This window comes from Streptomyces sp. DF42 (assembly GCF_058267695.1).
In genome coordinates, this window is the sequence record NZ_CM177859.1 from 8,940,403 (window position 1) to 8,954,760 (window position 14,358).

Consider the following 14,358-nt stretch of genomic DNA (forward strand, 5'->3'; position numbering starts at 1 on the left):
TTCAGCTTTCACGGCGCTCGGCGCCGGCCCGCAGTGCGTCCCGAAGAGCCTCGGGCGTCCATGACTCGCGCAGTGCGCGCCGTACGACGTCCGCCTGTGCGGGCGGGGCGAGTCCGTCGACCGGCGGATCGCTGTCGAGGTTGGTGGGGAAGGGATAGCCCTCGGCGCTCGCGGCGATCACGTTCTCCAGCCACTCCTCACCGACCCCCTCGGTGCGGCGCCTGAGCAGCACGGGGAACATCGCGTTCGCGACGGCCTCGCGGTCCACCGTCTCCATGGCCCGCCCGAAGGCGGAGGACACCTGCAGCAGGTTGGCCATGCGGCGGATGTCCGCCGAGCGGTTGGTGCCGGCCGCGTGGAACAGCGCGGGGTTGAAGAAGGCCGCGTCGCCCTTGGAGAGGGGGAGCTGGACGTGGTTGGCCTCGAAGTACGCCTGGAATTCCGGCAGTCGCCAGGCCAGGTAGCCGGGCTCGTACCGCTGCGAGTACGGCAGGTACATCGTCGGCCCGGACCCGACGGGCATGTCGCAGTGCGCGACGGCGCCCTGGAGCGTGAGCACGGGGGAGAGGGCGTGCACATGCGCCGGGTAGGCGGCCGCGGCCTCGTTGGACAGGAAACCCAGGTGGTAGTCCCGGTGCACGGTCTGCGCCGCGCCGCCCGGATTGACCACGTTGACCTGCGAGGTGACCTGGTAGCCGGGGCCGAGCCAGGCCGCCGAGACCAGCGACAGGACGTCGCTGGCGTAGTAGTCGGCGAACGCCTCGGGGTCGTACAGGGCCGCCTTCTCCAGCGCGTTCCACACGCGGTCGTTGGCGCCCGGCCTGGCGAAGTGGTCCCCGGCGTTCGTGCCCGAGGCGCGCTGCTCGGCGATCAGGGCGTCGAAGACCGCGCTGAGCCGGTCGACGACGGACGGGTCGGGGAACGCGCCCTCGAGGACCACGATGCCGGGGCCGTCGGTCAGGGCCCGGACCAGCTCGGCCCGCACCGGGCGCCGCTCCGCCTTGCGCAGCCGCTCGCTGTCGTAGACCAGGACGCCCTGCTCGACGGCGGAGGCGTGCGGGTAGTCCGCGAGGTCGGTGGTCCGCTCGACGAGTTCCCGGAAGTCGGCCAGGTCGCAGTCCCGCTCGGACAGCCAGGCGCGGTGGTCCACGGGGGTGGCGGACATCGGCGTCCTTTCGGTCGGGGGGACGGCACGGCTCTCGGTGACACCGTCGGGCCACGCTGTCATTCTTGTCATGACAAACCCGTCGAACAACCGGCACGCGGCCATCAAAAACCCCTCAAGGAGCCACGGTATGGGCCATCCCTTCCCGATCCGGGAGATCGCACGTCAGGCGGGCCTGAGCGAGGCGACCGTCGACCGGGTCCTGAACGGCAGGGGTGGCGTCCGTGAGAGCACCGCGCGGGAGGTCCAGCAGGCCATCGCAGACCTGGACCGGCAGCGCACCCAGGTCCGGCTGGTCGGCCGCACCTTCATGATCGACATCGTGATGCAGACGCCGGAGCGGTTCTCCACCGCCGTACGCGCCGCCCTGGAGACGGAGCTGCCCTCGCTCCACCCGGCCGTCGTCCGCTCGCGCTTCCACTTCCGCGAGACCGGTCCGGTGGCCGAGCTGACCCGGACCCTGGACCGGATCGCCCGCCGCGGCTCGCAGGGCGTGATCCTCAAGGCTCCGGACGTCCCCGAGGTCACGGCCGCGGTCGGCCGGCTCGCCGAATCCGGCATCCCCGTCGTCACTCTCGTCACCGACCTGCCCGCAACCGCCCGCCTCGGCTACGTCGGCATCGACAACCGGGCCGCCGGCGCGACCGCCGCGTACCTCATGGGCCAGTGGCTCGGCGAGCGCCCCGGCAATGTGCTCACCAGCCTCAGCAGCGGCTTCTTCCGCAACGAGGAGGAGCGCGAGATGGGCTTCCGCAGCGCCATGCGCACCCACCACCCGGACCGCACGCTGGTCGAGATCACCGAGGGCCACGGCCTGGACGCCACCCAGTACGACCTGGTCCGCGCCGCCCTCGCACGCGACCCGGACATCCGCGCCGTCTACTCGATCGGCGGCGGCAACATCGCCACCCTGCGTGCCTTCGAGGACCTGGACCGCGAGTGCGCGGTGTTCGTCGCCCACGACCTCGACCACGACAACACCCGCCTGCTGCGCGAGCACCGCCTCTCCGCCGTCCTCCACCACGACCTGCGCCAGGACATGCGCGAGGCCTGCCACATCGTGATGCGCGCCCACGGCGCCCTGCCCCCCGCGGGGCCTACGCTGCCGTCGGCGATCCAGGTGGTGACGCCGTACAACATGCCACCGCAGGCGACGAGTCGAGGAGACGGATGACGAGGAGACGGGTGACGACGAGGACCGAGCACGTGGAGATCGAAGGTGTCCGCCTTCTGGCCACGCTCACGACGGGCGGCGAGACCGGGCTGCTCGCGCTGCACGGCAGCAACGAGGGCGGTACCGCCGAACTCGCGCGCTCCGTGGCCGAGCGCTGCGGCGCCACCAGCCTGGTCTTCACCCAGCCGGGCGCGCGGGAGCCGGTGCACATCCCGTCCCCGCGCATGGCCGTGGAGCACTGCGCACTCCTACGGCTGTTCCTGTCCCACGTCGCGGTCACGGTCTCCCTGCACGGCCACAGGAGACGGGCGACGCCACGGTCCATCTTCCTCGGTGGGGCCAACCGGCCCGCCGCGCACCTCCTCGCCTCGGGGCTGAGCGCCCTGCGCCCGGAGTTCGACCCGGTCACGGACCTCGCCGACATCCCCGCGGCCCTGCGGGGCGTGCACGCCAGGAACCCGGTGAACCTGACCCGCGGCGGCGGCGTCCAGGTGGAACTCCCGCTCTCCGCCCGGACCCGGCGGCCGGGCTGGGACCCGGAGGTCCCCGACACGCCTCCGCCGGCGGTCGTCGACGCCCTGGTCACCGGCGTGGGGCTGCTGGCGACCCGGTCCGTCACCCGACGCTGACCCACGCGCCGCTCTCCGCCGAGCGCACCATCGCCTCCAGTACGGCGGCACTGTGCACGGCGTCCGGGAGTGTGGCCCCCTGCGGCCTGCCCTCCGCGATCGAGCGCAGGAAGCGGTGCGCCTCGATGACCTTCAGGTCGTCGTAGCCCATGCCGTTCGCCGCGCCCGGCTGGAACGCGCCGTACTCCCCGTCGCCCGGGCCGACGTACACCGTGCTGACGGGCTGGTCCTGGTACGTGGTGCCGCGGCTGACACCCAACTCGTTCATCCGGCGGAAGTCCCAGAACACCGCGCCCTCGGTGCCGTGCACCTCGAAGCCGTAGTTGTTCTGCTCGCCGACCGAGACCCGGCAGGCCTCCAGGACGCCGCGGGCGCCGGAGGCGAAGCGCAGCAGACAGTTCACGTAGTCCTCGTTCTCGACCGGTCCCAGCTCGCCGCCCGTGGCGCGGGTGTGGCCGGCGGTCGCGCCGGTGGGGCGGGCCCGCTCGGGGATGAACACGGCGGTGTCGGCGGTCAGGGAGGCGATGTCGCCGAGCAGGAACCGGGCCAGGTCCGCGCCGTGCGAGGCGAGGTCGCCCAGCACTCCGCTGCCGCCGCGCTGCTTCTCGTAGCGCCAGGTCAGGGCGGATTCGGGGTGGGCGGCGTAGTCGCTGAACAGGCGCACGCGGACGTGGGTGACGGTGCCGATGCCGCCCGAGGAGATGAGTTCGCGGGCGGCCTCGACGGCGGGCGCGTTGCGGTAGTTGAAGCCGACGGCGCCCTGGACGCCCGCTCCGGCCACCGCGCCTGCGACCGCCTGCGCGTCCGCCGTGCTCAGCCCGACCGGCTTCTCGATCCAGATGTGCTTGCCGGCCTCGGCCATCGCGACACCGATCTCACGGTGCAGGAAGTTCGGGGCGGTGATGCTGACCGCCTGGATCCGCGGGTCCCCGGCCACCTCGCGCCAGTCCCGGGTCGCCGAGGCGAACCCGAACTGTGCGGCGGCCTCCTCGGCCCGGCCCGGCACCTCCTCGGCGACCGTCACCAGCCGCGGACGCAGGCCCAGCCGCGGGAAGTGGTGCGGGACGCGGGCGTACGCCTGGGTGTGCACCCGGCCCATCCAGCCGAACCCGACGACGGCGACACCGAGCGAATCCACCATGACAGCCCCTCTTTGGACCGGTCCACAACCTGTCCAGGCCACCCTGAAGCCCGTGCTCAGCGACTGTCAACCCTCACCGGAGCACCGCCGGATCCTTTGACAAGCCATGGCGGCACATGGAACGGTCCACAGCATGAAAGCGCCGACGATCCGCGACGTGGCCGAACGCGCCGGAGTGTCCAAGTCGCTGGTCTCGCTCGTGCTGCGCGGCGCCGAACAGGTGCGTCCCGAGAAGCGGGAGGCCGTCCTGCGGGCGGTGCGGGAGCTCGGCTACCGGCCCAACGCGGCCGCGCGCAGCCTCAGCGAGCAGCGCACCCGCACGGTCGGCGTGCTCCTCAACGACCTGCGCAACCCCTGGTTCGTCGACCTGCTCGACGGCCTCAACTCACTCCTGCACGACCACGGCCTGCGGATGCTGCTGGCGGACGCCCGCCTCAACCGCCGCACCGGCCAGGACCCCGCCGACCCGCTCCTGGACCTGCGGGTGGACGGCCTGGTCGTCGTCGGCACCCTGCCCGACCCGGCAGCCCTCGGCAGGGCCGCCGAGCGCATCCCGGTCGTCGTCGCGGGCGCCCGCGAACCGGTCCCGGCGGGAGTTGACGTCGTGGCAGGCGACGACGAGCACGGCGCCCGACTGGTCACCGAGCACCTCATCGGGCTCGGCCACCGGCGCATCGCGCACATCGCGGGCTACGGCTCCGTCGGCGAGCTGCGCAGGCGGAGCTTCGAGGCGACGATGCGGGCGCACGGCCTCGCTATCCGGGCGCAGGTCGAGCCCAGCGACATGACCGAGGAGGGCGGCTACCGCACCGCCGTGCGTCTGCTGAGCCGCCCCGGCCGGCCCACCGCACTCTTCGCCGTCAACGACATCGCCTCCGTCGGCGCGATCTCGGCCGCCGAGGAGCTGGGTCTGCGCGTCCCGCACGACGTGTCCGTGGTCGGCTACGACAACACGAGCATCTCCCGCCTGCGCCACGTCTGGCTGACCACGGTCGACAGCGACGGCCACGAGTTGGGCCGTCGCGCGGCGCGCTGCCTCCTGGACCGCTTCGAGCGGCCCGGGGGAGAGGGCCGACTGAGCCTGACGGCACCGACGTTGGAGATCCGCGGCACGACAGCCGCACCGCCCACGGACTGACGCCGTCCACAGCTGATGGCGTTCAGAGGCTGATCGCGTACGCCTTCCGCAGTGTCTCGTGCACCGTCCATGTCGTACGGTCGCCCTCGCGCAGGACGGCCATGTCCCCGGGCCCCACCGTCAGCGTCGGCCCGCCCTCGATCTCGACGGTCGCCGACCCGCTGATGACGACGAACAGCTCGTCGGCCTCCGTGTCGGTGACGACGCCCGGCGTGATCTGCCAGATGCCGCGGATCCGCTTCCCGTCCGCGGACTCCCAGACGACCTTGCCGGTCACCTCCGGGGTCCCGGACACGATCTGCTCCGGGCCGAGGGGATCGGGTTCGAGCTCGGCGTCCGGGATGTGCACCACGAAGCTGTGGGTCATGGGCCGACCCTAACGAGATCGCCGGGCGCCGTGCGTGGACACTGTGTGCGGTGTCGGCCCAGGCGGGAGGACACTTCGTCGCGACTGGCGGCCCCGCGGACGCCGGGTGATCGTGGAGGGCATGGCGCAGACCACGACGGCCGTCCCCGGGCCACGGCAGCACGACACCCGCGAGGCCGTCCTCTTCGGCGGTGTCTACGGCGCCGTACTGGCCTGCTCCATGGTCGCGGCGCTCAGCCAGTACGGCCACACGTCCCGGGCCAGCCGCCGCTACGACGCGCTCTGGCTGCTGGTGACCGCGCTCGCCTCGGCCCTCGCCCACGGCTACGCCCACTACATCGCCGAACGCGAACCGCACCGCCGCTGGGACGTCCTGCGCACCCTCGTCGACGAGTGGCCCCTGGTCACGGCCGTGCTGCCGACGGTGCTGCTGCTCGCGGGGGCGGGCTGGGGCTGGTGGCCGCCGAAGGGGGTGGAGTACGCGGCGTTCGTCCTGAACATCGCCCTGCTGTTCACGCTCGGCCTGGTGACGGCGCTGAGGTCGCACCGCTCCCCGCCCGTCGCCGTTCTGATCGGTCTGGTGGACGCTCTGCTGGGCGTGATCGTCGTTGTGGCCAACGCGATCATCAAGTGAGGGCGCCAACTACCCCCGTCCTGCCTTAGGGTCTGCGCGTGGGGACGGACATCGACGGCGCCATCGAGCGCCGAAACACGGACGGGTACTGGCAGTTGGAGGTCGATCTGCTGGACTTCCGGCCGCCGCGGGACTACGTCGCCTGGGATTGTCTCTTCGGCGTGCGCGGGACGGGAGACGTGGAGCGTCCGCTGTTCGCCGACCGCGGACTGCCGGACGACGTCTCGGAACCGGTACGGGAAGCAGCCGTCGGCGACTACCAGCACAGCCACACCTACGTGAGCTGGGCCGAGGTCGCCGCGGCCGACTGGGACGCGCCGCTCGCGGCCCGCCCCGCCTGGTACTGGGCGCACAGGTCGGATCCGGCAGGCGAGCACCTCGTACGGGTGACTCCTACCCTGCGCGAGGCCGCCGCCCGCACCTTGGGATCGGACCTGCTCCTCGCGCCGCCGGAATGGCCTCCCGGTGCCGAGGTGCCTCTCGACGGTGCGGTGTACCGCCCGGTGGTCCTCACGGCGCGGATGCTCGCCCCGCCGGACGAGGGAACCTGGGCACAGGTGTGGAGGACCGTGCGGGACCTGGCGGCCGGGCACGGCGACGAGGACGTACGGCTCGTCGTCTGGTTCGGTTGACCCAAGCACCAGGGAAGGGAGCCGACATGACCACAGACGCCACAAAGGCCACACACGGCACCGACGCGACGGTGACGGACGAGGCGGTGAGCAGCCTCGACGGCACCGCCGATCCGCGCCTGCGCGAGCTGCTCACCGGCCTGATCCGCCACCTCCACGCCTTCGCGCGCGAGACGCGGCTCACGCAGGAGGAGTGGGAGCAGGCCGTCGGCTTCCTCACGGCCACCGGGCAGGCGTGCACGGACACCCGGCAGGAGTTCATCCTGCTGTCGGACGTCCTGGGCCTGTCGATGCTGGTCGAGACGATCAACGGCGACCGCGCGCCCGGCGCCACCGAGTCGACGGTCCTCGGCCCCTTCCACATGACCGAGTCCCCGGTGCGCGAAGTCGGCGCGAACATCGACCTGGTGGGCGGCGGCGAGCCCTGCGTGGTCAGCGGCCGTGTGCTGTCCAGCGACGGAAGTGCGCTGCCGGGCGCCGTAGTCGACGTCTGGCAGGCCGACGGGAACGGCTTCTACGACGTCCAGCGTCCCGACGAGCAGCCGCCGGGCAACGGCCGCGGACTGTTCACCGCGGACGCCGAGGGCCGCTTCCGGTTCCGCACCTGCGTGCCGAGCCCGTACCCGATCCCCACGGACGGCCCGGTCGGCGACCTCCTGCGCGCGACCGCCCGGCACCCCTACCGACCGGCCCACATCCACTTCATCGCCTCGGCCGCAGGGCATGTGCCGGTCACCACGCACATCTTCGTCGCGGGCAGCGACTACCTCGACTCGGACGCGGTGTTCGCCGTCAAGGGGAGCCTGGTGCAGGACTTCACCGAGACGGACGATCCGTCGCTGGCGAAGGAGTTCGGCGTCGCGAACCCCTTCCGCCACGCCCGCGTCGATCTCGTACTGGAGCGATCGTGAAGGACGTCCTCGACTTCTCCCACGAGTCCCGGCCCGTGCGGGTGGTCTTCCGGCCAGGCGCCGCCACCACCGCCACGGCCGCCGAGGCCGCGGGGCTGGGCCTGCGGCGGCTGCTGGTGGTGTGCGGCAGCCACGGCGCGGACACCGCGCGGGCGGTCGCCGACTCGCTCGGCCCCGCCTGCGTGGGCCTGCACGACGGCGCCCGGATGCATGTGCCCACCGAGGTCGCCGACCGGGCCGTGGAGGTGGCCCGGGCGGCGGGCGCCGACGGCTGCGTGGCCGTCGGCGGCGGTTCCTCGATCGGCCTGGGCAAGGCGATCGCCCTGCGCACCGGCCTGCCGCTGATCGCCGTGCCCTCCACCTACTCCGGCTCGGAGATGACCCCCGTCTGGGGCCTGACCGAACACGGTGTCAAACGCACCGGCCGCGACCCCGTCGTCCTCCCGCGCAGCGTCGTCTACGACCCCGCCCTCACCCTCTCCCTCCCCGTACCGCTCTCCGTCACCAGCGGCATCAACGCGATCGCCCACGCCGTCGAGGCGCTGTACGCCCCCGACACCTCACCGCTGATCGCGCTGATGGCGGAGGAGGGCGTACGGGCCATGGCGGCGGCGCTCCCCGCGCTGGCCGCCGCCCCGGACTCCCTTCCGGACCGCGGCCGTGCCCTGTACGGCGCCTGGCTGTGCGGCTCCTGCCTCGGCGCCACCACCATGGGCCTGCACCACAAGCTGTGCCATGTCCTCGGCGGCACCTTCGGTCTGCCGCACGCCGAAACACACACGGTGGTCCTGCCGTACGCCCTCGCCTACAACGCGCCCGCGGCCCCCGAAGCGACCGCCACCGTGGCCCGCGCTCTGGACACGACCGACGCCCCGAACGCCCTCAGAGACCTGGCCGAGAGCCTCGGCGCCCCCCACTCCCTCGCCGAACTGGGCCTGAAGGAAGCCGACTTGACCAAGGCAGCCACCCAAACCGTCGGCCAGGCATACGCCAACCCGCGCGAGGTGACGGTGGAAGGGGCGCTTGCCGTGCTGCGGGCGGCATTTGAGGGCGGTCCGCCGGAGTTCTCCGACGTCTGACCGGTGCACGTGGTGTGAGGGGGCGGCCGGTTACCGGGCGTCCGAGGAGGGCGTGGGTGCCGGATGCCAGGCGGTTGCTGATGACTCCGCCGATGAACTGGGCCTGGGTGAAGGCGCCTTGGCGTGACGGCCGTGCACCAGGCGGCCGAGGCGCACGCCAGTCGGCGGGAGGTCGCAGCGGGGATGAGTGGCTTCATGCCCGAGGCGCTCCTCGAAGTCGGCGCACCATCCGGCACCGACCGGCAACCGGCCACCGTAGAGGACGCGGGGCCGGGACACTGGAGCCATGCACGACTCACCTTTCGCCGGCGGCGCCGGTTCCGGGACCGGCGACCGCGCGGCCGAGGACGCGACCATGCCCGCGGAGGGCCGGGCCGCCCCCTGCGCTGCCACGGGGGCCCGTCGGGCTCAGGCCTCCGGCGTGATTCCCGCGGGCCGGCGGCCGGTGGGAGTAGGCGTCGGCCGGCTGCGGTCCGTGCTGGTCGCCCCGTTCACCCGTCGTGCATGGGCCGAGGCCGCCTACTGTCTGGCCGGCTTCCCCGTCGCCGTAGTCGGATTCGTCCTGGTCCTCGTCCTGCTCGCCCTTGGCACCGGCCTCACCGTCTCCCTCATCGGTGCGGTCCTCGGGCTGCTGCTCGTCGTCACCTCGGCCGCTCTCGCCCGCGCCTTCGCCGCCGTGCACCGCGGGCTGGCCGCAGGGCTGCTGGGGGAGAAGGTGCCGGCACCGCCACCGCTCAGGCCCGCCGACAGGGCCTTCGCACGGCTGGACGCGCGGCTGCGGGACGCCGCCGGATGGCGCTCGGTGGGGTACGTACTGGTCAAGCTGCCTGTCGCCGCGCTGGAGCTGTATGCCGTTGCCTGGTGGTTCACCGGCCTGTTCAACCTGTCGGCGCCGCTGCGCTGGGCCGCCTTCGGCCAGCGCCCGCAGCACGGTATGGAGGGCGCGCCGACCATCACCCCCATCCCGGTCGGCGGCGGTGCCCCGCACAGCACCACCTTCGCCGGGACCTTCGTGGCCGCCGCGATCGGCGTCGCCACGCTCCTCGCGGCGCCCTGGTTCACCCGCGGCATCGTCGCCATGGACCGCTGGCTGGTGCGCGCTCTGCTGGGGCCCGGTGAACTCGCCCAGCGCGTAAGGAACTTGGAGGAGACCCGCGCCCTCGCCGTCGACGACTCCGCGGCCCAGCTGCGGCGGCTGGAGCGGGACCTGCACGACGGCGCGCAGGTACGACTCGTCGCGCTGGCCATGAGCCTCGACATGGCGAAGGAGCGGCTGGGCGCGGAGGGCGAACCGGTCGCCGACCCCGAGCGGGTGCGCCGGCTGATCGAGACCGCCCACAGCAACGCCACCGAAGCCCTCACCGAGCTGCGCGACCTGGCCCGCGGCATCCACCCGCCGGTGCTGGACGACGGCCTGCCCGACGCGCTCGCGACGCTGGCGGCACGCAGCACCGTACCCGTGGAGCTGGCCGTGGACGTCCCCCAGCGGCCCACGCCGGCGATCGAGACGATCGCCTACTTCTGCGCCGCCGAGCTGCTCACCAACGTCATCAAGCACAGCGGTGCCCGCCGCGCGGTCCTCGGCGTCAGCCAGGAGGAGGGCCTGCTACAGCTGCGGGTGACGGACGACGGAGGCGGCGGCGCGACGCTCGGCGCGGGCAGCGGTCTGCCGGGTCTGCTGCAGCGGGTGCGCACGGTCGACGGGACCCTGGACATCACCAGCCCGGAGGGCGGGCCGACCGCAGTGACGGTGGCATTGCCGCTGCACGCGTGAGCGACGATCAGGGAGCGAGGCCGTGAGAGCATGCCCGTATGCGCGTCGTGATCGCCGAAGACGCCGCGGTCCTGCGGGAGTTGCTGGCCGCGATGCTCACCGAGCGCGGCCACGAGGTGTGTGCCGCCGTTGGTGACGCCGACGCGCTGCGCGCGGCCGTGGCCGAGCACCGGCCGGACGTCGGCGTCATCGACATCCGGATGCCGCCCACCCACACGGACGAGGGACTGCACGCCGCCATCGACATCCGGCGGGAGCATCCCGGTACCGGGGTGATGCTCTTCTCCCAGTACATCGAGACCAGGTACGCCATGAGACTGCTGGCCGCGGGCGCGGCCGGCGTCGGCTATCTGCTCAAGGACCGGGTCGCCAACGTGGCCGAGTTCACCGACGCCCTGGCCCGGGTGGCGGCGGGCGGAACGGCGCTCGACCCCGAGGTCGTCACCCAACTCGCCGGTGCCGGCCGCCGGCTCGATGCCCTCGAAACGCTGACGACACGCGAGCGCGAGGTGCTGGCGCTGATGGCGGAGGGCCGGTCGAACGCCGCGATCGCCCAGACGCTGGCGGTGTCGGCCGGCACGGTGGAGAAGCATGTGGCCGCCATCTTCGGCAAGCTGGGCCTCCCGGCGTCCGAGGACGCGAACCGGCGGGTGCTGGCGGTACTGCGCTACCTCGGCGCATGAGCAGCCGGGCCTGATCGGCCGAACCCAACTGGCTCTCGGCGCGGAGATGTTCGCCCGTCCAGCGGCTGAAACGCCGGTTCACCCGCCCCGTGCAGGGAGCCGAGCGAGCGCGCCGGGAACCGCGCGATCAGCCAGGGACCACGCGCCGTCGCCGAGGACGGAGCCCCCGAGCTCCTGGGCGCCCCCACCCGCCGGCCGGCAGGCTCAGCGCCCGGCGCGCACCCCGTCCAGCGCGATGGCAAGGATCCGGTCCCGCTGGGCGTCGTCGCTGAAGACCGTCCCGGTGACGCCCGCGACCATCCGCAGCAGGTCGTTGAAGTCCATGTCCTTGCGGGCCACGCCCGCCTCCTGCGCCCGCTCGAAGAGCGGGCCGCCTGCCGCGTACATCGACTCGCGGCAGGCGTCGAAGATCTCGGACTCGTCGTCGAGCGCCTCGCGCACGGCCCGCTTGGTCACCATGTAGCCCGCGAACCGGGCCAGCCACGAGGTCAGGGCCTCCCACGGCTCCAGGTCGGCGACCTCCTCGGCGACGCGGACCAGTTCGTTGACCTCGTCCGCGTACACGGTCTCGAACAGTTCGCGACGGGACGGGAAGTTCCGGTACAGCGTGCCGATGCCGACCCCCGCGCGACGCGCGATGTCCTCCAGCGACGCCTCGGCGCCGTGCACGGCGAACGCCTCGCGCGCGGCGGACAGCAGGGCGTCGTAATTGCGCGCGGCGTCCTTCCGGTGGGGGCGCTTGGACGCCACGAGCTCACGGACGGGGAACGGCTGGGCCGACACTGCTGCCTCCCGGGGCGGCACGAGGTTGAACCGGAGGTGAGCCTCCGGTACAGTGGAGGGGTACCTCCACTTTAGCAGTGTGGGTGCGCTCGCCGTGGATGCGTGCGGCCGCACGCATCGGCGACGCGACGACACCCAGGTGCTCCCGCGGACCGCGCCTCGGCGCACCGCAGCGCGCGATCCACCCACACACCCCGTATCGACCATCTACGCCTACGCCTTCGCCTTCACCTCCACTTTTCCGCGACCGCTCGCCGCCGCGGCCGTCGGCGTGCCCGCTGCCGTCCCATCGGCACTCCGGGTCCGTACGACCGTGGCCCGAGATCCTCGGCCGCACCCCGTTCGTTCGGAGAGGCCCTCCATGCCCCGCAAGTCCACCCGTCTCACCTTCGCGGTCCTCGCGACCGGTGCCGGTGTGTTCGCCATGCTGCAGTCGCTGATCGCGCCGGCCCTGCCGACCGTCCAGCACGCCATGCACACCTCACAGTCCACCGCGACGTGGGTGATGACGGCCTATCTGCTGTCCGCTTCCGTCTTCACCCCGATCCTCGGCCGCGTCGGCGACCTGATCGGCAAGAAGCGCACCCTCGTCGCCGTCCTGCTCGTCGTGCTCCTCGGCTGTCTCCTCGCCGCGCTCGCCCCGAACATCGGCGCACTGATCGTCGCCCGGGTCGTCCAGGGCGTCGGCGGCGCGCTCGTCCCGCTCTCCTTCGGCATACTCCGGGACGAGTTCGCCGCGTCCGAGGTCCCGGGCAGCATCAGCAACCTGTCCGCCGTGATCGCCGCGGGTGGCGGCGTCGGCATCGTCGCGGCGGGCCCGATCGTGTCCGCGCTCGACTACCGGTGGCTGTTCTGGATCCCGGTGGCCGTCGTGGCGGTCACTGCTCTGATAGCCCTGCGCTATGTGCCCGAGTCGCCCAACCGTGCGGAGGGGAAGGTCAGTTGGCTGGGCGCCGGCCTGCTGTCCGCCTGGCTGGTGGCGCTGCTGCTGCCGCTGAGCCAGGCGAGCGTGTGGGGCTGGGGATCGGTGAAGACCGTCGGCCTGTTCGCCGCGGCGGTCGTCCTGTTCACCGCATGGCTGCTCGCCGAGGCCCGCTCCCGCACCCCGCTGATCGACCTGCGCGTCATGCGTCTGCCGGCCGTGTGGACCACCAACACCGCGGCCCTGTTGTTCGGCGCCGGCATGTACGCGCTCTGGTCCTTCCTGCCCGGCTTCGTCCAGACGCCCAGCTCCGCGGGCTACGGCTTCGGCGCGAGCGTCACGGCCTCCGGGCTGCTGATGCTGCCCATGCTGGTGGCGATGTTCTTCTCGGGCATCCTGAGCGGCCGCCTGGAGCCCGTCGTGGGTGCGAAGGCGCTGCTGACGACCGGTGCCGTACTCGGCGCCCTCGCCCTCGGCCTGCTCGCCGTCCTCCATGACCAGCAATGGCAGATCGCCCTGGTCTCGGGCGTGTTCGGCCTTGGCATCGGGCTCGCATTCGCCTCCATGGCCCATCTCATCGTCGGCAGCGTCCCGGCCTCCCAGACCGGCGCCGCGACCGGCATGAACGCCAACATCCGCACCATCGGCGGCTCCATCGGCGCCGCGCTGACCAGCGTCCTGGTCACCGGCCACCTCCAGCCTTCGGGCCTGCCGTACGCCTCCGGCTACACCCACGGCTTCGCCCTGCTGGCGGTCCTGTGCCTGGCGGCGGCACTGGCGGCCCTGCTGGTGCCGGTACGCCGCCCGGGAGGTCTCGCGGGGACACCGCGGGCCGCCTCCTCCGTGACACCGGTGACTCCGAAGCCGGTGACTCCGAAGCCGGTGACCCCGGAGCCGGTGGCGCCGGGCACCCGAGGCTGACGTCCACGGAGGCGACCCGGATCCACCGGGCCGCCTCCGCCGCGGAGGGCCGGCCGGAAGGACGGCCACAGGGCCCGGTGAGAACACGGGTGTACGTACGGTAAAGTCGACCTGCGCGATCACGCGGTTCACCGCGGAAGCGCACCGGGACGTGGCGCAGCTTGGTAGCGCACTTGACTGGGGGTCAAGGGGTCGCAGGTTCAAATCCTGTCGTCCCGACTTTGCGAAGTCGCAGGTCAGGGGCCGTTTCAGAGGAGATCTGAAGCGGCCCCTTGATCATTCTTGGGGAACCGCTTGGGGACCAGTGGCAGGCCGGGATGAAGGGGCCGGCGGAGTCACCTGGTGGTACAGCTGCCGTACCGCCGTTGACCAGTTGGAAGGGCATGGCCGTGACCGCCGGGCCGA

Annotated in this window: 14 protein-coding genes and 1 tRNA gene; 11 read left to right on the top strand and 4 right to left on the bottom strand. The window is 72.6% G+C overall.

All coding sequences use genetic code 11. The annotated features are described in order from the left end of the window. Position 1: 1 nt before the first annotated feature. Entirely contained in the window at positions 2-1,165 is a 1,164-nt protein-coding gene (locus ACYUED_RS41150) for a phytanoyl-CoA dioxygenase family protein (RefSeq protein ID WP_491289499.1), read from the bottom strand. Positions 1,166-1,295: 130 nt separating this feature from the next. Here ACYUED_RS41150 and ACYUED_RS41155 point away from each other — a divergent pair, with 130 nt between their 5' ends. Next, the gene (locus ACYUED_RS41155) at positions 1,296-2,339 is read left to right on the top strand and encodes a LacI family DNA-binding transcriptional regulator (protein ID WP_491289500.1); all 1,044 of its coding nucleotides are present in this window, start codon (positions 1,296-1,298) and stop codon (positions 2,337-2,339) included. 11 nt (positions 2,340-2,350) lie between these two features. Then, positions 2,351-2,968, top strand: coding sequence for a poly-gamma-glutamate hydrolase family protein (locus ACYUED_RS41160; RefSeq protein WP_491289501.1), 618 nt, complete (start codon positions 2,351-2,353; stop codon positions 2,966-2,968). Here ACYUED_RS41160 and ACYUED_RS41165 read toward each other — a convergent pair. Then, positions 2,955-4,109 (bottom strand): Gfo/Idh/MocA family protein, encoded by a 1,155-nt coding sequence (locus ACYUED_RS41165; protein ID WP_491289502.1) that lies wholly within the window; start codon positions 4,107-4,109, stop codon positions 2,955-2,957. The two genes, ACYUED_RS41160 and ACYUED_RS41165, sit on opposite strands and share 14 nt — an antisense overlap. Before the next feature lie 133 nt (positions 4,110-4,242). On the opposite strand from ACYUED_RS41165, the gene ACYUED_RS41170 reads away from it, so the two are divergent. Next, positions 4,243-5,247: a LacI family DNA-binding transcriptional regulator gene (locus tag ACYUED_RS41170; protein ID WP_491289503.1), complete on the top strand. Its 1,005-nt coding sequence runs from the start codon at positions 4,243-4,245 to the stop codon at positions 5,245-5,247. A gap of 22 nt (positions 5,248-5,269) precedes the next feature. Here the strand turns inward: ACYUED_RS41170 and ACYUED_RS41175 are convergent, their stop codons facing one another. Beyond that, the gene (locus ACYUED_RS41175; RefSeq protein ID WP_491289504.1) at positions 5,270-5,614 is read right to left on the bottom strand and encodes a cupin domain-containing protein; all 345 of its coding nucleotides are present in this window, start codon (positions 5,612-5,614) and stop codon (positions 5,270-5,272) included. A gap of 121 nt (positions 5,615-5,735) precedes the next feature. Between ACYUED_RS41175 and ACYUED_RS41180 the strand changes: the two genes are divergently transcribed. From ACYUED_RS41180 to ACYUED_RS41205, 6 genes are all read left to right on the top strand, one after another. Then, the gene (locus ACYUED_RS41180; protein WP_491289505.1) at positions 5,736-6,248 is read left to right on the top strand and encodes a hypothetical protein; all 513 of its coding nucleotides are present in this window, start codon (positions 5,736-5,738) and stop codon (positions 6,246-6,248) included. A gap of 38 nt (positions 6,249-6,286) precedes the next feature. Then, on the top strand, positions 6,287-6,880 hold the full coding sequence (locus tag ACYUED_RS41185) for a hypothetical protein (protein WP_491289506.1): 594 nt from the start codon (positions 6,287-6,289) through the stop codon (positions 6,878-6,880). 26 nt (positions 6,881-6,906) lie between these two features. Further along, positions 6,907-7,791: a dioxygenase family protein gene (locus ACYUED_RS41190; RefSeq protein WP_491289507.1), complete on the top strand. Its 885-nt coding sequence runs from the start codon at positions 6,907-6,909 to the stop codon at positions 7,789-7,791. Continuing rightward, positions 7,788-8,870, top strand: coding sequence for a maleylacetate reductase (locus tag ACYUED_RS41195; RefSeq protein WP_491289508.1), 1,083 nt, complete (start codon positions 7,788-7,790; stop codon positions 8,868-8,870). Before ACYUED_RS41190 ends, ACYUED_RS41195 begins: the two co-directional genes overlap by 4 nt. Before the next feature lie 286 nt (positions 8,871-9,156). Further along, positions 9,157-10,644 (top strand): sensor histidine kinase, encoded by a 1,488-nt coding sequence (locus ACYUED_RS41200; protein ID WP_491289509.1) that lies wholly within the window; start codon positions 9,157-9,159, stop codon positions 10,642-10,644. A 38-nt stretch (positions 10,645-10,682) separates the two neighbouring features. After that, positions 10,683-11,327: a response regulator gene (locus ACYUED_RS41205; RefSeq protein WP_491289510.1), complete on the top strand. Its 645-nt coding sequence runs from the start codon at positions 10,683-10,685 to the stop codon at positions 11,325-11,327. Positions 11,328-11,531: 204 nt separating this feature from the next. On the opposite strand, the gene ACYUED_RS41210 is transcribed toward ACYUED_RS41205, so the two are convergent. After that, positions 11,532-12,110 carry a TetR/AcrR family transcriptional regulator gene (locus ACYUED_RS41210; RefSeq protein WP_491289511.1) on the bottom strand — a complete coding sequence of 193 codons (579 nt, stop codon included), beginning with the start codon at positions 12,108-12,110 and terminating at the stop codon, positions 11,532-11,534. Between the two features lie 361 nt (positions 12,111-12,471). Between ACYUED_RS41210 and ACYUED_RS41215 the strand changes: the two genes are divergently transcribed. Both ACYUED_RS41215 and ACYUED_RS41220 read left to right on the top strand, forming a co-directional pair. Continuing rightward, complete coding sequence (locus ACYUED_RS41215) at positions 12,472-13,953, top strand: MFS transporter (protein WP_491289512.1); 1,482 nt, start codon at positions 12,472-12,474, stop codon at positions 13,951-13,953. A 145-nt stretch (positions 13,954-14,098) separates the two neighbouring features. After that, a tRNA-Pro gene (locus ACYUED_RS41220) sits at positions 14,099-14,172 on the top strand. Positions 14,173-14,358 lie beyond the last annotated feature (186 nt).